The sequence below is a fragment of the Parapedobacter sp. genome (genome assembly GCF_053550995.1).
Genome location: NZ_JBMQOC010000017.1, coordinates 1 through 20,560, shown reverse-complemented (window position 1 = coordinate 20,560; position 20,560 = coordinate 1). Strand labels below are relative to the sequence as shown.

The 20,560-nt window shown below is 49.0% G+C and carries 15 protein-coding genes; all 15 read right to left on the bottom strand.

All coding sequences use genetic code 11. The features are described 5' to 3' along the window. Positions 1-55: 55 nt before the first annotated feature. Complete coding sequence (locus ACO1NT_RS02715; RefSeq protein WP_449046862.1) at positions 56-415, bottom strand: PorP/SprF family type IX secretion system membrane protein; 360 nt, start codon at positions 413-415, stop codon at positions 56-58. Positions 416-438: 23 nt separating this feature from the next. Beyond that, entirely contained in the window at positions 439-4,689 is a 4,251-nt protein-coding gene (locus ACO1NT_RS02710; RefSeq protein WP_449046861.1) for a DUF7507 domain-containing protein, read from the bottom strand. A 366-nt stretch (positions 4,690-5,055) separates the two neighbouring features. After that, entirely contained in the window at positions 5,056-5,661 is a 606-nt protein-coding gene (locus ACO1NT_RS02705; RefSeq protein WP_449046860.1) for a response regulator transcription factor, read from the bottom strand. 191 nt (positions 5,662-5,852) lie between these two features. Next, a complete protein-coding gene (locus tag ACO1NT_RS02700) occupies positions 5,853-6,545 on the bottom strand; it encodes a type 1 glutamine amidotransferase (RefSeq protein WP_449046859.1) in 693 nt (230 codons plus the stop codon). A gap of 17 nt (positions 6,546-6,562) precedes the next feature. Continuing rightward, on the bottom strand, positions 6,563-6,832 hold the full coding sequence (locus ACO1NT_RS02695) for a hypothetical protein (RefSeq protein WP_449046858.1): 270 nt from the start codon (positions 6,830-6,832) through the stop codon (positions 6,563-6,565). A 73-nt stretch (positions 6,833-6,905) separates the two neighbouring features. Then, positions 6,906-7,475: a gluconate 2-dehydrogenase subunit 3 family protein gene (locus ACO1NT_RS02690; protein WP_449046857.1), complete on the bottom strand. Its 570-nt coding sequence runs from the start codon at positions 7,473-7,475 to the stop codon at positions 6,906-6,908. A gap of 42 nt (positions 7,476-7,517) precedes the next feature. Further along, positions 7,518-9,197 carry a GMC oxidoreductase gene (locus ACO1NT_RS02685; RefSeq protein ID WP_449046856.1) on the bottom strand — a complete coding sequence of 560 codons (1,680 nt, stop codon included), beginning with the start codon at positions 9,195-9,197 and terminating at the stop codon, positions 7,518-7,520. Positions 9,198-9,300: 103 nt separating this feature from the next. After that, entirely contained in the window at positions 9,301-10,533 is a 1,233-nt protein-coding gene (locus tag ACO1NT_RS02680) for an MFS transporter (protein WP_449046855.1), read from the bottom strand. Between the two features lie 17 nt (positions 10,534-10,550). After that, on the bottom strand, positions 10,551-11,474 hold the full coding sequence (locus ACO1NT_RS02675) for a hydroxypyruvate isomerase family protein (RefSeq protein ID WP_449046854.1): 924 nt from the start codon (positions 11,472-11,474) through the stop codon (positions 10,551-10,553). Between the two features lie 19 nt (positions 11,475-11,493). Beyond that, a complete protein-coding gene (locus ACO1NT_RS02670; RefSeq protein WP_449046853.1) occupies positions 11,494-12,522 on the bottom strand; it encodes an FAD:protein FMN transferase in 1,029 nt (342 codons plus the stop codon). After that, positions 12,491-13,810, bottom strand: coding sequence for a Gfo/Idh/MocA family protein (locus tag ACO1NT_RS02665; protein ID WP_449046852.1), 1,320 nt, complete (start codon positions 13,808-13,810; stop codon positions 12,491-12,493). Before ACO1NT_RS02665 ends, ACO1NT_RS02670 begins: the two co-directional genes overlap by 32 nt. A gap of 53 nt (positions 13,811-13,863) precedes the next feature. After that, positions 13,864-14,826, bottom strand: coding sequence for a formylglycine-generating enzyme family protein (locus tag ACO1NT_RS02660; protein ID WP_449046851.1), 963 nt, complete (start codon positions 14,824-14,826; stop codon positions 13,864-13,866). A gap of 212 nt (positions 14,827-15,038) precedes the next feature. Beyond that, positions 15,039-16,412 (bottom strand): tryptophanase, encoded by a 1,374-nt coding sequence (locus ACO1NT_RS02655; protein ID WP_449046850.1) that lies wholly within the window; start codon positions 16,410-16,412, stop codon positions 15,039-15,041. Between the two features lie 136 nt (positions 16,413-16,548). Further along, on the bottom strand, positions 16,549-19,431 hold the full coding sequence (gene infB, locus ACO1NT_RS02650) for a translation initiation factor IF-2 (RefSeq protein WP_449046849.1): 2,883 nt from the start codon (positions 19,429-19,431) through the stop codon (positions 16,549-16,551). A 109-nt stretch (positions 19,432-19,540) separates the two neighbouring features. Beyond that, positions 19,541-20,560, bottom strand: a 1,020-nt coding sequence (gene nusA / locus ACO1NT_RS02645) for a transcription termination factor NusA (RefSeq protein WP_449046848.1), incomplete at its 5' end; no start/stop codon positions are given.

Below are 20,560 nucleotides of genomic sequence, written 5' to 3'. Positions count from 1 at the left end.
TCCAGCACGGCCCCGTCGAGGCTGTATTGCGTCACCCCGGCACCGATGCCGAAGCTCAGTCGCTGCGTGTCCCCTCGTTCAATCGCAGACGGAAGGCGTAGTTGGCATAGGCCGAGGTGGCCGCCTGCGGGCCAAGCTTGTCGGCGATGACCTGCAACCCCAGCCCGTGCCGTTTACTGATCGGGTCCACGACGCCGTCGATGGACAGCAGCCCCGTTTGGGGTGCGCCCTCCAGCCCTACCCATTGGCTGCGCAGACCTAGCTGCCCGAACCATTCCTCCTTGTATCCCGTATACGCCGGGTTCACACTCATCGAATTGAATATGTACTGCGTGAACTGTACGTTCTGCTGGGCCCGGCTTTCAGATACCGCCAGGCCAATCACGAGTATCACTGATGTTATAATGCGCTTCATAGCCATTGTTTCGTTGCTTTACCTTACTGCTTTTTTATAAGAACCCAACTTGCATACCGTTCTTGCCGGCTACCGTCATGAGTAATAATCACGTAATAATAGGTGCCCTCGTTCAATCCTTGGCCACCCCAATCATTTTGGTAGTTATTATTGCGATACACCTCGTTACCCCAACGGTTCACTACCGTAATCTCCACGCGGTCAAAACCCTCTATACCGACAATCTCGAATACATCGTTCCGACCGTCGCCGTTTGGCGTGAATACATTAGGAATCTTGAATGGACGCGTTTGAACGGTCACGCTGATTGTTGCGATGTTAGATACTAGTCCGTTCTCGTCTGTCACTTCGTAACGGACGGTGCTGGTACCCGTAAATCCATTGGCGGGTTCAAACGTCACCACGCCTTGTGCATCCACAGTATACCGGCCTTCACCCGGAACCGTAACCGTGGTTGCGCTATTTCCGGACCCATCGATAAGCCTTACCGTTGAGGGGACAATCGGGCTACTACCGGGTTGGTCATTTGCCAGCGCCGTAATCGTTACCGATTGGCCGTATGGTGTCGTGACTTGATCGTCATTAGCTGATGGTGCAATTTCCGCAGCAACGCCTTCCACCGTAACGGTGATGGTCGCGGCATTGGATTCGAGGCCGTTTTCATCCTTCACTGTATAGGTTATGGTGCTGACACCTACATAATCCGCGCCGGGAGTAAAGGTTACGGTGCCGTCGGCGCCTACGGTATAAGTACCCTCCCCTTCGATGGTTACAGTAGTCACGGCATTGCCGCTACCGGGTTCAACTAGCCGCACGGTGCCGGACACGATCGGTTTACTGCCCGCCTCATCGTTACTTACCACATGGATGGCAATCGGACGACCCTGGTTGGTGCTCACATCGTCATCGTTGGCTACCGGACCGAATACACCGGGCACCTTGATTTCGGTTTCATCACCAGGTGTTCCACCGTCGGGATCTTTGGCATTTACTTTTGCGACGTTGACCACAGTACCTTCTTCCACATCGGCTGCCTTAATGGTATACTTCAACTCGAACGACTGGTTAGCTTTCGGCGCCATAGTGGCGATTTCTTCTTTCCATTCGGGGAACAGCATGTCGGTCACGACCACATCTGATAGTGTTACGTTACCCGTATTGGTTACCGTGATGGTATACGTGATGACATCACCGACATTACTGAATGATTCGCGGTCGGCTACTTTTTTGATATCGATACTTATATCCTTACCGACGGGCACTTCGATTTCGTCCTCGTCTTCCGGGTCACCGGGGTTCCCGCCCGTGGCGCTGGCCACGTTCACCACGCCGCCCTTGTCGATGTCGGCCTGCGTGACCGTGTATTCCAGCTCGAAGCTGCGTGCTGCGGCCGGTGCCAACCTATCGATGCTGCCGCTCCACTCGGGGAATAGTACGTCGGTCACGGTGTAGTCCGCCAGCGTCACGTTGCCCGTGTTGGTCACCGTGACCGTGTAGGTGATCGTTTCACCGGCGGTGCTCACGGTTTCTTTGTCGGCAACTTTCGCCACCTCGACAGCAGCATTTCTTATCACTTCGGTTGTGGCTTCATCGCTCACCGGGGTACTAAGTTCATCGGCATCAAAGGTGAATGTGTTCACGATGTCACCGCCATTGTCGATTTGCGACTGGATGGCCGCGTAGCTCACTATGTATTCCCATGTTTCATCGACGTCAAGCTCGCCGTCACCGTCCGTATCGCCAGATGGCATACCCAATATCAATGCCGTGCTTGTGCCGCTTTGTGCAACGGCGTCGGTTGCAGTAACGCCCGTCAGGCTAACGTTGCCCGTATTCCCAACCGTAATCGTATAATTCAACGTAGCAGGAGAAGCGACACTGCTCTGGTCAACAGTTTTCTCCACCGTGACAGACCGAGTCTGCGTGATGGTGGTCACTGCATCGTCGCTAACCTCGCCGGTCAGCTCAGCAGCACCGAATGTGAACGTGTTCACTATGTCGCTACCATTATCGATGTGCGACTGCCCGGCGGCGTAGCTGACCGTGTAGATCCACGTTTCACCCACATCGAGGATACCGTCATCGTCGGTGTCGCCTGAAGGTATGCCCAGCGTCAACGGCGTACTTGTACCATCCTGTGCAACGGCGTCGGTTACCGCAATGCCCGTCAGGCTTAAGTTGCCGGTGTTCTCCACCGTAATCGTATAATTCAGTGTAGCCGGGGCAGCGATATTATCCTGGTCTACGGTCTTCTCAACAATGACTGAAGGTATTTGCGTGATCGTTGTCGTCACATCATCTCCCCCTGTCGCACCCTCCTCGGTTGTGACCGACACCGTATTCAATAAACCAGCACCATTATCAATTTGATCCTGATCCACAGCATAATCGAATGCATAAGTCCACGTTTCGCCTATTTCCAGTATATTATCGGCATTGATAGATTCAATGGCCGTACCTACATCAAGTGTTTCGTCCGCAACATCCTGTTGCTTCAACACATCCGCTATACTAACCCGTGTTAAATCAAATTCACCCGTGTTTTCAATCGTTATAGTATATGTCAATTGGCCGACACCACCTATTTCGCTCAAATCGACCGTTTTTTCGACGGATAAACTCACCGGTTTCACAATGACCTTTACCGGAACAATTGGGCTTATACAACCTGTTGCGTCTTGTTGCGCAACATATGCAGTGAACTCCCCGGCTAATGCCGTGCTAACCGAAGGTTTCTCATTGGGCGAAAGCGGATTCCCATTTTCATCAAACCAAATCAAGGTATGATCCGGCAATGCCGTGGCGTCATATCCGATACCCGTAGCACCTACATAGATCACTCTGTCCGCGACGGCAGGCGCATCCGGTGTTGGGTTGACCGTGACTTTAAAAGTCTCTGAAGCACCTGCCCCTGGGCATCCACCCATACCATCGATCCATGCGGTAACTCGATAATAGGTAGTCTGGGTCAACGGTCCTGTATTCAAAGTGGTTTCCGTTACTCCCGAAATTGCTTCCCATGTCGTCTGGTCAATCGACTGCTCCCAGACATAAGTATAGTCCGGATCACCCATACCGCCTGAAACGTCGGCGGTTAACTGGGCGGCTTCACCCATGCAAACCGTCGCTACACCACCGGTAACGGATATCTCAGGCTTTTGGTTATTTATACGTAATAAAATCGGTTCCGATACGGCGCTACATTTTTCATTGGCCAGTGTCGTCGGATCACCGGCTACTACCACACGAAATTCGTAATTGTCCAGTGCAGCCGTGGCCGAGACCTCGAAGGTCACCGGATTCGTTCCAGTACTTGTTTTATAGCTACCAATGTTCTCCCATACTCCTGACGAGCCACTCTCCCGACGCTGGAGCACAAAGTAATTGATGGGATATGCCTCACTGTCATTAATTACACGTGCGGTAAAGGTAACCGGTCCACCAACACATGCCGGAAGCTGCGGGCTCACCACAAAATCCACGCTCGGCCCCATCGGACGGAAACCGATGTCGTCGATGGCGATGTCGTTGCCGTCATGGTTAGCTACGATATTCGTAATTTTGAGTTTAATCTTATTTACGCCCGACGGCATCTCAAAATCTGTTGTTATCTTTGTCCAGGTATTGACCGGCGAAACGTCGTTATCCGTACTCGAATATGAATGGATTTCTTGGTCATTCTCGTCTAAAATATCAAAACGAATACGGGGCTTCGTTTTATTCTCGTTATTTACATCCTTGATCCAAGCAGAAAACTCGAACCTCGTCCCGGCACACAATCCGTCCATCGTCCGATCGAAGTACAACTCCGTACTTGAATGGGCATCTACCAACAACATATACCCTAACTCCCCATCTTCTTCTGTATGATCCAAGCCAGGGTGAAAAAATTGATTCCGATAGCCACGCGAATCGGTCACAATGGAATAAGAACCCCGCTTTACATTATCCCGGTACTGGGGTCCGAATTTGGATTGACCATATGAACTCGGCGGATTCGAAGGAATATAGAATAGCAGGTTGACTGGATCAATATCGGCTAGTGGTTCTTTTCTAAAATAAATGGGTACCGAAATGCCCGATACCGTATTGTCAACGGCTGAATAATACTCATGATCCGGGTGATTAGGAATTGCCTTTCCAAAATCTTCAAAAATAATGAAATCACCATAGCCTGATGTTTGGGCAAAGCTATCTACTCCACCGAACAGTGTCGTTAGCAGAACAAAAAGGAATATCTTCTTGAAAATACTAAGTAAAAATCTACGATTCATAATAATACGTTGAAATCAAGTCAATGAAAATTTCAGATGGGTAGTGGAGGTTTCGAATAATCCCGTCAGTTGCTGGCGCTCGATATATCGGATTCGCCATTGCTTGGTTAGATCCCAAATTCATTTCTCAAATTGTAAATTAATAGATGTAACTCATTTGCTTTTCCAAGATGACATACCTTGTAGAAGCACACAAAGAGAATGAATTGTGGTGCAGACGACAATTTAGTGTACACGAACGACAGGAAAATGTATGTGAACGGCGATCTGTGTAGGAGTTATGCTACAACGGGTAATATGGGAGCTTAATCAAGTAAAATGGGAAGTGAATGAAAAATATAATAATCGAAGCGGCCAGACCCGAAACTACCGATAGATTTCCCAAACGGAAATAAGATCGGACAGGGTTTTCACGCCGAATTTTTCGAATATCCGCTTCTTATAGGTACTGATGGTCGTTTCTTTTAAATTAGTTAATTGAGCGGTTTGCGAAAGGGACGTCCCTCTGATTAATAAGTCAGCAATCTGGTGCTCACGTGGCGAAAGTCGATAAGCCACTTCGTCCTCCCCATGGAAGACATCTCCACGTAATGCGGTCTCTATCGCAAGCACGATATCGTCAACGTCGGCATTTTTTGCCAAAAAACCGTTGGTTCCGAAGGCCAGGTATCTCGGACCGTAAACCGCTTCATCCAACTCAGAAAAAATCAATATACGCGTGAACGGACTAAGTGATTTGATTCGCTGAACAGCGCCTAACAGGTGCACATTATCTGCTATTTCAGCATCGAGAACCACCAAATCATATCTTTTTTTGGGCAGATCACTAAACGTCTCCTGAAAATTATTGGCTTCGCCGATGGCCGACATCGGAAAATGTTGCTTCACCAGCCATTTCATCGCAACGCCTACCACCTCGTGGCAATAGGTCAAGAATATATTATGCTTAACATTCGCTAAGTTACTTCCCATGTTGCATACAATAGGTGCGTTTCCCTGTTCCTTTAATCCTTATAATGACAAAGGTAGGTGGTTAAACAGGTATTCGAAAACCAATGCATGTAAACAGCATAAAAATGTATGCGAACGACAAGAAACACCGAATGTTACCTTGGTCACCGCAGGGGTTACGGTATTTAACCAGCTTATGGGAAGCCAAAAAATCAACGAAAGAATTGGGTAAGCACCCCGTTGCACAACTGCTGGCTTGCGGCAAGCGCCGAATCTTTTAACAACGCTGCCTCCGGTTGCACAAAATTACCCGGCATCACATCAGCCCGAGCATTTTCCAGTAAAATTTGGACATCAGCCAATGTGGTTTCCACATGGAACTGCAATGCTAATATGTGGTCTCCAATGGCAAAAGCTTGGTTTTTATTAGCTTCCGATGAGGCCAGGTTAACAGAACCGTAAGGAATCTCAAATTTGTCTGCATGCCAATGGAAAACGGTTGGCCCAATGGAAAAGAGTTCACTAAACCACGGCAATGCCTTTGCTTCTTCGGTGGCTATTACAGGAAACCACCCTATTTCCTTGTTGGGTGCTGGCTTCACCGCCGCCCCAAGCACATTCGCCAGCAGTTGGGCGCCCAAGCATATACCGAGAAGTTTCTTCTTTTCATCAATTGCTGCCTTGATGAACTGCTTTTCTTCAACTAGCCAAGCGTAACGCGCCTCGTCGAACACATTCATGGGACCGCCCAGCACAATCAACGCATCGATTTCCGATAATTCCGGTATTTGCCATGACTCATTAAAAAAACACGTGGAGGTAAGGTTATGGCCATTTTCTTTTGCCCAGGTTTCAATATGGCCTAATCCTTCGTAAGGAACGTGTTGAAAATAATGGATGTTCATTCAACCGTGCAGTTAACTCAATAATCGATGTCTAACAGGCTACCTAGCGGCAATACCACGCCATTTTTAATTTGCAATGCGTCTTCAGTGAGGGTCCAAACCGTTGTTTCTACTCGCTTTGGACCTTCAACCGTTTGGAATGTAATCGTAGCCTTCGATTTAAATTCATTACCCAGCCGCAAGGCTCCATGCAATTTCTGTCGCAACTCGGACACATGATCTTCCGATGCCCGCACTAATTTGTACTTCGGGATATCTTCTTTAGGTATTAACTCCACAGTATCCATATTGTTTGTTCGAATAAAACAATACTACACAAATTCACTCAAAATCACAAGGGCCAGACAGGGAAAAGCGCGGCTATGTCGCCCATGCCTTATCCCCTTTCTTATACGGGTAATCTCCATCATATTTACCGGGAATCTGGACGTAACGAAGTGCTTTGGTAGCTCCCAATTCGGACGTGAAAAAGCCTAGTAAGGTAAGTTGCTTGAATAAGTGGAAATAATGGTTAGGGTCTTCCCCGGCCCTATTCCGCTGATAATCCTTCGCCTCCTTGTCAATTGCAGCCAATAACGTTGTGCGCTCGCTGGCGTCGAGTTCCTGGAATTTACGGCCAAACTTATCCTTGGAAGCGCTCTCCAACAACGCAAGCCCATCGACGAACGTTTTTTGATCGGCCGACGTATAACAATCTTTCACCATGACCGGAATAAAAGCCCCTACGCCGGCCTCCTTTGCACCGGGACTATGGGTTGGGGGTAAGATCGTATCTGCGATATCGCCAAGGAAATCGACAGTAGCCGGTTCAAAAAGTCCCTCCACCGTGTTTGTAGCTTCCCTTGTACATCCCTCCAAAAACAGATTGGCCCCTATGACCGCCCCCCCCATTATCCAAGCGACCCGTGCCAAAGCTTCTCTTCTATTCATAACTAATTCTTTTTAAAATTAACAATTGCAGCGCGTACCCTATTAAAGGTTACCTTTTTTCATTTCCGACGTCGCAAAATCAACCGCTCGTGCGGTTAATGCCATGTAAGTTAACGATGGGTTTACACATGCCGCAGAGGCCATACATGCGCCGTCAGTGACAAAAACATTCAACGCATCCCATACTTGGTTGTTCCCATTCAACACAGATGTCTTCGGGTCCCTTCCCATCCGGGCAGTGCCCATCTCATGTATGCCTTGGCCAAAACCATAGCCATTATCGTACGTTTGCACATCTTTCACCCCGGCCACTTCGAGCATTTCCTGGCAGTCCTCCATCATGTCTTTACGCATTTTCAGCTCGTTCTCTTTGATTTCCATATCCATGGCCAATACAGGCAACCCCCATTTATCCTTCACTTCCTTATCAAGGAATATCCGGTTTTCGTGGTAAGGCAAAATTTCACCGAATGCGGTAAAACCAACAGACCATGAACCGGGCTCACACATCGCATCCTTCCATTCTCCACCGATACTCATCTCTGCAATTTCACCGCTCCAGCGACCACGGCTGGCCGACCCTTGGTAGCCGAATCCACCTACATAGTCGCGCTTATCTTCGCCCACATTCCGATAACGTGGGATGTACAGCCCATTTGCACGGCGCCCGAAATAATACTTATCTTCATAGCCTTCTACCCTTCCGCGGGCACCACAGCGGAAATGATGGTCCATCGCGTTATGTCCAAGCTCACCGCTGCTGCTACCTAAGCCACCTTCCCACACATCGGTTGCCGAATTCATCAGAACCCAGGTCGAGTTGAAAGCCGATGCACATACGAATACGATTTTTGCAAAATATTCATATGTTTGGTTGGTCTCCGCATCTAATACTTCCACCCCTTTGGCCCGCTGTGTATCTTTATCGTAGAGGATACGGGTTACAATGGAGAACGGACGGAGCGTCAGGTTGCCTGTTGCAACCGCCGGCGGCAGCGTAGAAGATTGCGTACTGAAATAAGCACCGAAATTACAACCCAGCCAGCACTGATTTTGATATTGGCAGTTCATGCGGCCTTCGTGCGGCTTCGTCAGGTTGGCCACCCGGCCCATGATGAAATGACGCTTGCCCTTATAATGGGATTTGATGCGGGCGGCCAAGTCCTTTTCCACCACATTCATATCCATCGGCGGCAGGAAATCGCCATCGGGCAACACATCCAATCCGTCGCGATTACCACTGATGCCTGCCCATCTCTCCGCATAGCTGTACCAAGGTGCGATGTCTTTATACCGAATCGGCCAATCGGCCCCGTGTCCGTCCTTCAGGTTGGCTTCGAAATCGAGGTCGCTGTGCCGGTAACTCTGTCGTCCCCACATCAATGAACGCCCCCCCACATGGTACCCGCGATACCAGTCGAAACGCTTTACTTCAACATAAGGGCTTTCCTTTTCATTCACCCAGAAATCGAGGTTTTTTTCATTCAATGGATAGTCCCTGCTAAGTACAGGGTAGTCTTCAATCATCTGCTGCGTACGGCCGCCACGGTGCGGGAAATCCCAAGGATGTTTGGTTGCCGCTGGGTAATCTTTAACGTGTTCCACATTACGGCCCCGCTCTAACATAATGGTTTTGAGTCCTTTTTGGGTCAACTCTTTCGCAGCCCAGCCCCCGCTGATTCCTGATCCGATTACAATCGCATCGTATACATTATCTGCCATCGTTTGTGTTATAGTGTTATTTAGTTATATCTGTTGTCTGCTTAGACTACTAAAGGTACTATTAAGACGTCACTTTTCAAATTTTATTGCGTTATTGCATGGATTACCCTGTAACTGGCGCTTTCTCTTCTTTAAAAAAGACGGCAAATAAAAATAATACCACCGCAGCGATGCCTGCCGGGACGAGCCAAATATTCTGCCAGAAGGGATCAATTGTCGGATTTTCCCTGTAATATTCACTGATAAACCCGGCGACCCAAAATCCAATCAATTGTCCCACACCGTACGTCGCCAATGTAATTAATCCCTGGGCCGAACTTTTATACTTCTCGCCCGCTTTCGCATCGGTATAGATCTGTCCGGAAACAAAAAAGAAGTCGTAACAAATACCGTGCAATGCAATACCGATAATCAACATGTAAGCCAGTTCGCCCGCGTTGCCATAAGCAAATAAGAGGTAGCGGATCGCCCAAGCTAACATGCCCAACATGATCGTGTTCTTGAATCCAATCCGGACAAACAGGAAGGGTAGAATTAGCAGGAAGAAGGCTTCCGAGACTTGGCCAATGGCCATTTTGCCCGTCGGATTTGGCAAGCCTGTTTCCGAAAGGAACAAATTTGCGTTCTGGTAATAAAAGGCAAGCGGGATGCAAATCAATACCGAGGCTACAAAGAACACGAGGTAATTTCGATTGCCTAATAACTTGATGGCATCCAAGCCCAATACCTCGGAGAGGCTTCGCTTTTGCCTACTACCTTTCCCGATCGGAGGTGTTTTCGGCAATATGAAACTGAACAAGCCCAACGCCAGCGAAGCCATGCTGGCCATTAAAAATGTATTCCGCAACAGGCCATCCTTTATCCCCCCTTCGGCGTCCCATCCGAGGGAACTGATGGTGAGCCCCGCCAAAATCCAACCGACGGTTCCCCAAACGCGGATGCCGGAGAAGGACTTTTCAGGATTAGCCAGTTGCCTGAATGAAACCGAATTAACCAAAGCGAGCGTGGGCATATAAGCGATCATATACACGAATACATAAGGGTAAAATTGACCAACACTGTCCGATTTGTACATCTGGAACATCAATATGGCGCCCAGCAAATGCAATCCGCCAAGGATACGTTCAGCGTTGAAATACCTATCCGCAATCAACCCGATGATAAAGGGCGCGATGATAGCACCCCATGACTGTGTAGAGAAAACGTTGGCAACTTCAAAACCCGACGCGTTTAAGTTCTGCGGCAAGAAGGTGCCTAATGTAACAAACCATGCCCCCCAAATAAAAAATTCAAGGAACATCATGACAGAGAGCTTGATTCTTGTAACGACCGTCATTTCATCAACGTATAAAATCAACGAAGGAAATCATCCACTTCGCGGTAAGCAGCTATCAATTTGACTTCACCTTCCTTGCCACCTTCGGATTTACCGTGCTCCATGCCAACTACGCCACGATACCCTTTGTCGTAAATATATTTAAAGACATTTTTGTAGTTGATCTCGCCCGTGGTGGGTTCCTTCCTACCGGGGTTATCCCCTACTTGGATATAAGCGATCTCTTCCCAACACCGCTCCATACTGGCTATCAAATCACCTTCGTTGCGTTGCATATGGTATATATCGTAGAGTATTTTGCAGGAGGGGCTGTCTACCCCCTTGCAGATGAGATAGGTTTGGGTCGAATACCGTAGAAATAGGTTCGGTGTATCGCTCAACGGCTCAAGCACCATGGTGATGCCATGGGGTTCGAGTATTTCGGCTCCCTGCCGCAATGCTTCGATAACGTTGGCTGTCTGGATATCCAAAGGCAGGTGCCGGGCATAATCGCCTGGTACTACCGTAGTGTATTTACCACCACACCGCTTCGCGAGCTCCACCGCCTGCCGGCAACCTTTCAAAAAAACATCAATATATTCTTGTTTCCCCTCGGCCAAGGTGTTTGCTCCATTTCCTCCTTTATCCAGCACGAATACCCCCATCGTCATGCCGAGTTTAGCCAATAGCTTACCTATCCGTTCTTGCTCATCGACAGGCCTGCCGGAGAAACCGTTGTCTTCTATGCTACGGAATCCCTGGTCGTAAGCAAACTGGATCTGATCGATGACATCCTTTCCGGCGTGGCTTTCGAATTGTCCCTGATGAGGGCCATAATTCAGATTAAACGGCCCTGCTTTTTGCTTCTCCGAATTGGTGCGGGAAAAAGCTGGCGATAAACCGCCTCCGATTACGGCTCCCGTCGCCAGGAGCGAGTTCCTTACGAAGTGACTTCTTTTCATGTTTGTTAACTATTAATGATCAATTAGCTATTAACTTTTTAAAACCCGTACTCATCGTATCCCGGACCATACCCCGGTTGTCTTTATATACGATAAGTACTTCTATTCCCTTAAGTTGGTTTACAAACGCTATGGCGTCGGCCACCGGCATGGCCATGATGACGTTATCATATCCGTCGGCGGTCATGGCATCCTCGCTATAAACCGTTGCACTTACTATGCCCGTGGCAAACGGGTATCCTGTTTTCGGATTGATGTGATGGGATATGCGCCTATCCCCGTCCTGCAAAAATTTCCGGTAACTACCCGCTGTCGTGATCGCCCCTTCCTGTATCTCTACCACATCATCAATCACCGTGCTTCCCCCACCCGTTTGTGTCGGGCGTTCAATTCCTATACGGAAGGGCGTACCATCCGGTTTCGGCCCCTTCACCCGCAACTCACCACCCAATTCCACAAGGTACCGTGTCACACCGCGGTCTTCCATGTAATCTGCCAATACGTCAACGGTATACCCTTGCGCAATCCCGTTCATATCCAACTCCACACAAGACCGTTTTTTTCTTAATCGCTGCCCGCGTAGCTTGATCTTCTCCATGCCGATACAGACCATTACTTGGTCTACCGCAGCACTATCGGGCAAACGGTCTCGGCTTTCCACACCGAACCCCCAAAGCTGTACCAATGGAGCTACCGTGATGTCGAAAAGACCACCACTTTCCCGGTATATTTCAAATGACCGCCTGAGTACACGAAGAAAATGCTGATCCGTTATCCGTATGATGCGATCGGCATCATTAACTTTGTTAATCAACGAATAAGGCTTATACAGCGACATTGAGCTATCAATAACCGACAAGATACTATCTATGGAGGCTCTTGAAACTACCTCGGCCCTTGCATAATAGGTAACTGCATATGTCGTACCCTGCGCATAGCCCGTAAGCTGGTATTTTTTTAAGCCCGGATTGCCAGCGCCTGTTGATATAAACCAACAGGCGATAACAACAAATACACTACAGTACCACGGTTTGCCCCGGTATTGCATAGGGATAAAGGCCATTTTCGTCGGGAAGTACTTTTGGCAACGCATCCCATGCCAGGCGCTCGGGCATCAAATCGATATTGGATTTCAAAGCATCTTCCCATTTGATAACTTGCCCCGAATAGGTAGCCAATCTACCGATAATACCGGTCAGCGTACTATACGCTCCGTACTCCGCATTTTCAAATTTGTACTCACCCTTCGCAACGGCATCGAAAAACTCCACATGCTCTTGCTCGTAGGGGTTGGCGTTGCCTTGCTTTGGATGCCGATAGAGTTCATTGCCCTTGGTATCCCACAGCACGGCGTCGTTATTGGCAGAAAGGTAGGTGCGGCCTTTCGTGCCCTGAAACGTCTCGTCGACACGGTTGGAGGTTCCTTCGAAATGGCGGCACTGGCTATATATCACCGCGCCGTCGGCATAAGTCAGTTCCACCGCGTGGTTGTCGTAAATTTCACCGTGTTCTTTGCCGGTACGCCATGCACGGCTTCCCGTACCTTGGATCGAAACCGGGTAACTTCCTTTTACCCAGTTTGCTACATCGATATTATGCACGTGCTGTTCCACGATATGGTCGCCGCAAAGCCAGTTGAAATAATACCAATTCCGCATTTGGTACTCCATTTCCGTTTGCTCTGGTTTACGTTCCCGCACCCATACACCACCGCTGTTCCAATATACTTGACCCGACACAATGTCGCCCAGGGCTCCGTCTTGTATACGCTTGATCGCTTCCCGATAATTGGCCTGATAGCGGCGTTGAAGCCCAACGACTACGTTTAGCTTCTTCCGCTTAGCCTCTTCCGCGGCCGCTAATACCCTACGTATCCCAGGGACGTCTGTAGCCACGGGCTTTTCCATAAAGACATGTTTTCCCTGGCGCACAGCCTCTTCGAAATGGGTAGGCCTAAACCCAGGCGAGGTAGCCAAAATGACTACATCAGCAAGTGGAATCGCCTGCTTATAAGCGTCAAATCCCACGAATTTACGATCTTCGGGCACGTCGAGCTTATCCGCATGGCGTTCAGAGAGCTTCTGGTACGCTTCATCCAACCGATCACGGAAAGCATCAGCTAACGCCACGATTTTGATGTTGGCGCCAGACGCGATCGCATTAAAGGAAGCCCCTGTACCTCGGCCCCCACAACCTATCAACGCCACCTTGATGGTGTCGTCTACACTTGCGTGTGCACCTATAAAAGGCGCTCCGCTCAACATTGCTCCACCGGCCAACAACGCCGATGTTTTCAAAAATTCACGGCGTTGCCCGCCCAAACTTGCTTTATCCATCTGTTTTAGTTTATCTAAATGGTTAACAAAATTAAATCGTTCATGATAAGAAATCAATAATCTTCTATTGGCGGCCGATCAAAGTAAGCCATAATTTCCGCTTCGGATGGCGGATTCAATGGCCTTACCAGTCGCAAGCCGATAAAAGGAGCTTCTGGGAACCACCAATTGCTTTTTGGAATCTGTGGGTCGAGTTGTTTCCAAGAAGGATCTGAAGGCAGTCGCGATGCGGAACGCAGGTGTTGAGCGTCATCCGCAAACGAACCGCCACGGATACTATGCGGGTAGAGCTTATCGGGTATCGCTACTGGGTTATCGGCGGTAACACCCTCGAACTGTTGGTAGAAATCTGCAATATACTGGTCGTAAGTCCACTCCGCTACGTTTCCATGCATATCATACAATCCCCATGCATTGGGCTCCTTCTGGCCAACTGCATGAGTTTTGCCTTCGCTGTTATCGGCATACCATGCATAATCACCCAATACAGTGGTTTCATCCCCGAAATTATATGCGGTAGTGCTTCCTGCTCGGCACGCATATTCCCATTCTGCCTCCGTAGGCAATCGATAAAACACCCCGGTGTGCACGTACAACCATTTACAAAATTGGATAGCGTTGTAATGGGTCATGGCTAGTGCCGGATGCCCTTCCTTACCCATACCGAACGTCATATCCAAATAGGGTTTTGTAGGGCGCGTCACCGCGTCCACCTCCGGTGCCACAGTGCCACCACTACGGGTTAATTCCAGGTCCTTGTAAACAAAAGGTTCGTATATGTCCCATGTTACCTCATAGGTGCCCATCCAAAACGGTGCTATCTCAACCTCATGGACCGGTTGTTCGTCAGGTTTACCACTTGCACTGCCCATTGCAAACACTCCAGCGGGTATAGGTTGCATGGTGAAACTGAGGTTGGTACCCTCGATCTGTTGCGTGTAGGGTTTAAAATCTTCTTGAGCTACGGCAAAATTCAGCAAAAATATGCACGAAAAAAAAACGGATTTAACAGTCATTTCAGCTATAATCAATAAAAATCGGTGGCTGAATTTACTTCCTTTTTACGTAAATCCAAAAATTCGGCAATTTAATTTCGACAAGGGCAACTATGCGCAGCCACCCCATGCTTGGAGACATAAGGCTATAAAACACCACTCTAGTGTATTATTTACACTAGAGCGGGGCCGTTAAACGTGTTGAAAACTTTTTTATTTGATGGGATCGCGGCTCACCCTACAGGCTCAAATCTGGCCGTAAAATGCCGAAGCATCGGTGGTTCATAAATAATATTATATCCGGCGAACGATCGTCTTCGTCTGTAGACCTCTCCGATTACCTCCGCGACATAATCGATATGGCTTTGGGTATACACCCTTCGGGGAATAGCGAGCCGGACAAGTTCCATGGGCGGAGACACGAGCCCCCCGTCCGCCGCATACTTACCAAACATCACCGAACCGATTTCCACACCCCGCACCCCACCCTCTAAGTACAGCGCATTGCAGAGGCAAAGACCGGGATATTGGTGTATGGGTACATGGTCCATGAAACGACGGGCATCAAGGTATATGGCATGCCCCCCGGTTGGCTTTACATAAGGAATGCTAAATACATCCAGTTTTTCACCAATGTATTGGATACTCCGTATCCGATACTTCAGGTAGTCTTCTTCCATTACTTCACGCAACCCGATGGCAATGGCTTCCAAATCGCGACCAGCGAGCCCACCGTAGGTTGGGAAACCTTCGGTAATAATCAGTAGATTCCTACACTTCTCGGCTAGTTTGCCGTCCCGCATGGCTAGGAATCCACCGATATTGGCAAATGCGTCTTTCTTGGCACTCATGGTACAGCCATCGGCATACGAAAACATTTCACGGGTTATCTGTGAAATACTTTTTGTTCCATATCCCGGCTCCCTCAACTTTATGAAATAAGCATTTTCGGCAAATCGGCACGCATCGATAAATAACGGTATCCCGTAGGCTTTACAAATCGAATGCACATCTTTGATATTGGCCATACTAACCGGTTGCCCACCCCCAGAGTTGTCGGTCACGGTCAAAATCACCAGTGAAATACGCTCAGGGCCACGCTCTTCGATAAATGTCTGCAATGCAGTGGTATCCATATTGCCTTTGAAGGGTGCCCAGACATCGGGGTCGTTGGATTCAGTGCACCGGAAGTCGATGCCCTCCGCGCCCGAAAATTCAACGTTGGCACGCGTCGTGTCAAACAATGTATTGCTTAACACATATTTTCCATCACCTCCCATTAAGGATAACAGGATCTTCTCCGAAGCCCTTCCTTGGTGGGTCGGGATAATAAAGGGCATGTCCGTAATTTCGTTGACGATTTTCTCAAACCGGAAAAAACTTTCACTACCTGCATAACTTTCATCCCCCCGCATCACACCAGACCACTGTTCACTACTCATGGCACTGGTACCGCTATCCGTTAGCAAATCGATGATTACATCCCTTGCCTTGATTAAAAATGGATTGTAGTATGCTTGTTTTAAAATATCGATGCGTTCGTCGCTCGAAGAAAAATAAATCGGCTCAACCGATTTGATACGGAAAGGTTCAATTATGGTATTCATGCAGCAAAATCATCAAACGTTTATATCAATAGTTAAACAATAAAAGGCGCACCTCGGCTTCCAAAAACCAAGGTGCGCCTTTTGATATTGTACTACGATGGCCGTTTAATGATATTCGCCCACATCCGCAGCATGGTTAGAGTTTGCGCTTCACTTCTACCTGTTCGTAGGCTTCGATGATATCGCCCACTTTGATGTCGTTGAAATTCTGGATATTCAAACCACATTCGTAACCCGCCGACACCTCTTTAACGTCATCTTTGAAACGCTTAAGCGACGCGAGGTGTCCTGAGTATACAACTACACCGTCACGTATAATCCGAATGCTATGGTTCCTATTGATTTTGCCATCCAACACCATACAACCCGCTATTGTACCGACTTTACTGATTTTAAAGGTTTCGCGTATTTCCACATTGGCTACGATTTTCTCTTCGAATTTCGGTTCCAACATACCTTCCATCGCTGCCTTGACCTCCTCAATGGCATCGTATATAATCGAATATAGCCGGATATCGATCTGTTCTTGTTCGGCAAGCCTGCGAGCACCGGTCGACGGCCTTACTTGGAAACCGATGATAATCGCATCTGACGCCGAAGCGAGCAGGACATCCGATTCCGATATCTGGCCGACCGACTTGTGGATAACATTCACCTGTATTTCTTCGGTTGACAGCTTGAGCAGCGAGTCGGACAGGGCTTCGATGGAACCGTCCACGTCACCCTTAACGATGATATTCAGTTCCTTGAAGTTACCGATTGCCAACCGTCTGCCGATTTCATCGAGCGTGATATGTTTTTGCGTACGTAGCCCTTGTTCCCGCTGCAATTGCAAGCGTTTGTTTGCCACCTGGCGAGCTTCGGACTCGCTTTCCATTTCATAAAATTTATCTCCCGCCGTAGGTGCCCCAGACATCCCCAGCATCTGAACCGGGGTGGATGGCCCGGCTTCCGTTACCCGCTGTCCGCGCTCGTTGTAAAGCGCTTTGACCTTGCCACTATGGGAACCTGCCAATATCGGTGCCCCAACCCGAAGCACTCCGGCCTGGATGAGTACCGTCGTTACAATACCACGGCCTTTATCAAGGCTTGCCTCAATTACGGAACCCACTGCACGTTTCTCGGGGTCGGCTTTCAGGTCCAACAACTCTGCTTCGAGTAACACCTTGTCAAGCAGTAAGTCCACGTTCTCACCCGTTTTACCGGATATCTCCTGGCATTGGTACTTGCCACCCCAGTCTTCGACCAAGATGTTCATGTTTGACAGTTGTTCACGGATTTTATCCGTATTTGCGCCGGGTTTATCGATTTTCGTAAACGCAAACACAATCGGTACCCCAGCCGCTTGGGCGTGGTTAATTGCCTCCTTGGTTTGGGGCATCACACTGTCATCCGCCGCAATCACGATAATTGCGATGTCGGTTACCTGTGCTCCGCGTGCACGCATCGCGGTAAACGCCTCGTGGCCCGGTGTATCCAAGAAGGTCAATTTACGGCCATCGTCGAGCGTTACCTCGTAGGCACCGATATGCTGGGTTATCCCCCCAGCCTCACCACCAATTACGTTGGTTTTACGTACATAGTCAAGCAACGATGTCTTACCATGGTCCACGTGACCCATTACCGTTACAATCGGTGCACGGGGCACCATGTTATCGGGGTTGTCAGATTCCTCTAACTCCGTATTCTCTTCATCCTCAGGCTTTACAAACTCGATCTCGTAGCCAAACTCATCGGCCACAATAGCAATTGTTTCTGCATCCAGGCGTTGATTAATCGAAACAAACAGGCCAAGGCTCATGCAAGTAGCAATAATCTGTGTCACTTGCACGCCCATCATATTGGCCAGGTCGTTGGCGGTTACAAATTCGGTAACCTTCAGCACCTTAGACATCATTTCCTGTTCCATTGCGGCCTCTTCGGCCGAATGGGCTATATCATCCCGCTTCTGACGACGAAGTTTAGCGCGCTGGGCAAATTTGCTGGATTTACCGGCACCACTCAGGCGAGCTAGTGTAGCTTTAATCTGGTCCTGGATTTCTTTCTCCGATGGTTCCTCCCTGCTTTCGGCCCCATGGCGGGGTTTCCCCCTGAAGTCCGACCGCCCTTTACCGCCACCTTGCTGGCCGGGAGCGTGTGTCCCTGGGCGTTGCGTGGGTTTATCTTTCCGTTTCCGTTTCCGTTTTTGGTCATGGGATGCCGCTCCTGCCGCACTTGACGAGGCTACAGGCTTTTCCTTCGGTTGATGCTTGGGTAATTCAATGCGTCCTACCACGTTGGGTCCCGTCAGCCGTTGCGCGCGCGCGCGGATGACTTCATCTTGTGGCTTGGCTGGTTCGGCTTTGGTTTCAACTTTTTCCGCTTCCGGTTTTGCTTCCGCTTGTGGCACCGGTTGTTCCGTCGCCGCGGCTGTTGTCGGCACTTCTTCAGTCGGCGTTACTCCCGGTTTATCTTCATCTGCCTGCGCTGCCACTGCCGGTTCCGCGGTCGCTTCCTTCGGCGCAGCTACTTCCTCAATCCGCTTCGTTTCTTCCTGCTTAGTGGTTTTAGGTTGACCTTTACCACCTTTTCTCAAGCTCGACAAATCGATTTTGCCCACAATCTTCATCCCCGTATGCTGGGGCTCTTCTTCGGTCGTGGCTGGTTCAACCGCCTTTCCTGTATCCTTATTCGGCTCAGGCGTCTCCACTTCTTGTCGTTCTTCCGGCACAAACGAACCGGTATTCTTAATCAAGATCTCCTCCGCTTCGCTCTCCCGTTTTGGTTTCGGCGCAACCGTTTCAACGGGCGACTCTTCGCGGCGAATTTTGCCAATGATAATCTGGTTGGCCTCTTCCTTCACAATCTTGTCGCCCTGAAACTCCCTCAACAGCACATCGTAGGTCTCGCTATCCAGCTTGGTTGCCGGTTTGGGTTCGACTTCGTAGCCACTTTTGGCTAAAAAATCAACAGCGGTACCTATACCAATGTTCAGTTCTTTTGCTGCTTTCAGCAATGTTATGCGCTTACCTTCTGACATCTAATTTATTTACCTCTCGTTTTTGTGCTATACAAAAGTATACTTTTTTAAGCGTTTATTGGCAATGAATTAAAAAAGCATGGACCTCGACCCTGGCGCTCCATTCATACTATTCAAACTCAGCCTCCAACACGTGTATGATTTCATTGATGGTGTTTTCCTCCAAATCGGTACGCCGCACCAGTTCATCTACCGATAGCGCCAGCACCGATTTGGCTGTATCCAAGCCCACGCGCTTTAACTCATCGATAATCCATCCATCAATTTCATCAGCGAATTCTTCGATATCCACGTCTTCTTCAACTTCCTCCGCTTCGCGATACACATCTATTTCGTAACCGGTAAGTTTGCCCGCAAGCTTGATGTTATGCCCACCACGCCCGATAGCCAAGGATACCTGGTCCGATTTGAGGTATACTGCCGCCGTCATGCGCTCATCGTCCAACTTGATCGATCCAATACGTGCCGGGCTTAGCGCCCGTTGTATGTATAACTGCGTGTTGTTGGTGTAATTAATCACGTCGATATTCTCATTTCGAAGCTCACGCACAATACCATGTATGCGAGAGCCCTTCATCCCCACACAGGCTCCTACAGGATCAATCCGGTCATCGTAGGATTCAACAGCAACCTTCGCCCGCTCACCCGGCTCGCGCACAATTTTCTTGATGGTGATCAATCCGTCAAATATCTCGGGAACCTCCAACTCGAAAAGACGCTGCAGGAATGCCGGCGCTGTACGCGAAATAATGATACGTGGATTGGCATTGGCCATCTCTACTTTGTCAACCACTGCCCGGATGGTATCGCCTTTCTTGAAGTAGTCTGCCGGGATCTGTTCCGTTTTCGGCAAGATCAATTCATTGCCCTCATCATCGAGCACCAATGTTTCTTTCTTCCATATCTGGTATACTTCACCGGTAATCAACTCCCCTTCTCTATCCTTGTACTTCTTAAATACTTCGTCTTTCTCCAGTTCCAATATCTTTGAAACCAGCGTCTGCCGCGCGGCCAAAATGGCGCGGCGGCCGAAACTTTCCAGTGTGATCTCTTCTATGTAATCATCGCCTACTTCCAAATCAGGGTCATACTTACGGGCCTCTGCCAGTTCAATTTCCAGGTCGTCATC

Coding starts and splice junctions, on each gene's coding strand:
- ACO1NT_RS02705 (WP_449046860.1), bottom strand. CDS start 5,661: ATGGGAAGTAACTTAGCGAATGTTAAGCATAATATATTCTTGACCTAT.
- ACO1NT_RS02665 (WP_449046852.1), bottom strand. CDS start 13,810: ATGGATAAAGCAAGTTTGGGCGGGCAACGCCGTGAATTTTTGAAAACA.
- ACO1NT_RS02680 (WP_449046855.1), bottom strand. CDS start 10,533: ATGACGGTCGTTACAAGAATCAAGCTCTCTGTCATGATGTTCCTTGAA.
- ACO1NT_RS02710 (WP_449046861.1), bottom strand. CDS start 4,689: ATGAATCGTAGATTTTTACTTAGTATTTTCAAGAAGATATTCCTTTTT.
- ACO1NT_RS02655 (WP_449046850.1), bottom strand. CDS start 16,412: ATGAATACCATAATTGAACCTTTCCGTATCAAATCGGTTGAGCCGATT.
- ACO1NT_RS02660 (WP_449046851.1), bottom strand. CDS start 14,826: ATGACTGTTAAATCCGTTTTTTTTTCGTGCATATTTTTGCTGAATTTT.
- infB (WP_449046849.1), bottom strand. CDS start 19,431: ATGTCAGAAGGTAAGCGCATAACATTGCTGAAAGCAGCAAAAGAACTG.
- ACO1NT_RS02700 (WP_449046859.1), bottom strand. CDS start 6,545: ATGAACATCCATTATTTTCAACACGTTCCTTACGAAGGATTAGGCCAT.
- ACO1NT_RS02670 (WP_449046853.1), bottom strand. CDS start 12,522: ATGCAATACCGGGGCAAACCGTGGTACTGTAGTGTATTTGTTGTTATC.
- ACO1NT_RS02690 (WP_449046857.1), bottom strand. CDS start 7,475: ATGAATAGAAGAGAAGCTTTGGCACGGGTCGCTTGGATAATGGGGGGG.
- ACO1NT_RS02675 (WP_449046854.1), bottom strand. CDS start 11,474: ATGAAAAGAAGTCACTTCGTAAGGAACTCGCTCCTGGCGACGGGAGCC.
- ACO1NT_RS02695 (WP_449046858.1), bottom strand. CDS start 6,832: ATGGATACTGTGGAGTTAATACCTAAAGAAGATATCCCGAAGTACAAA.
- ACO1NT_RS02715 (WP_449046862.1), bottom strand. CDS start 415: ATGAAGCGCATTATAACATCAGTGATACTCGTGATTGGCCTGGCGGTA.
- ACO1NT_RS02685 (WP_449046856.1), bottom strand. CDS start 9,197: ATGGCAGATAATGTATACGATGCGATTGTAATCGGATCAGGAATCAGC.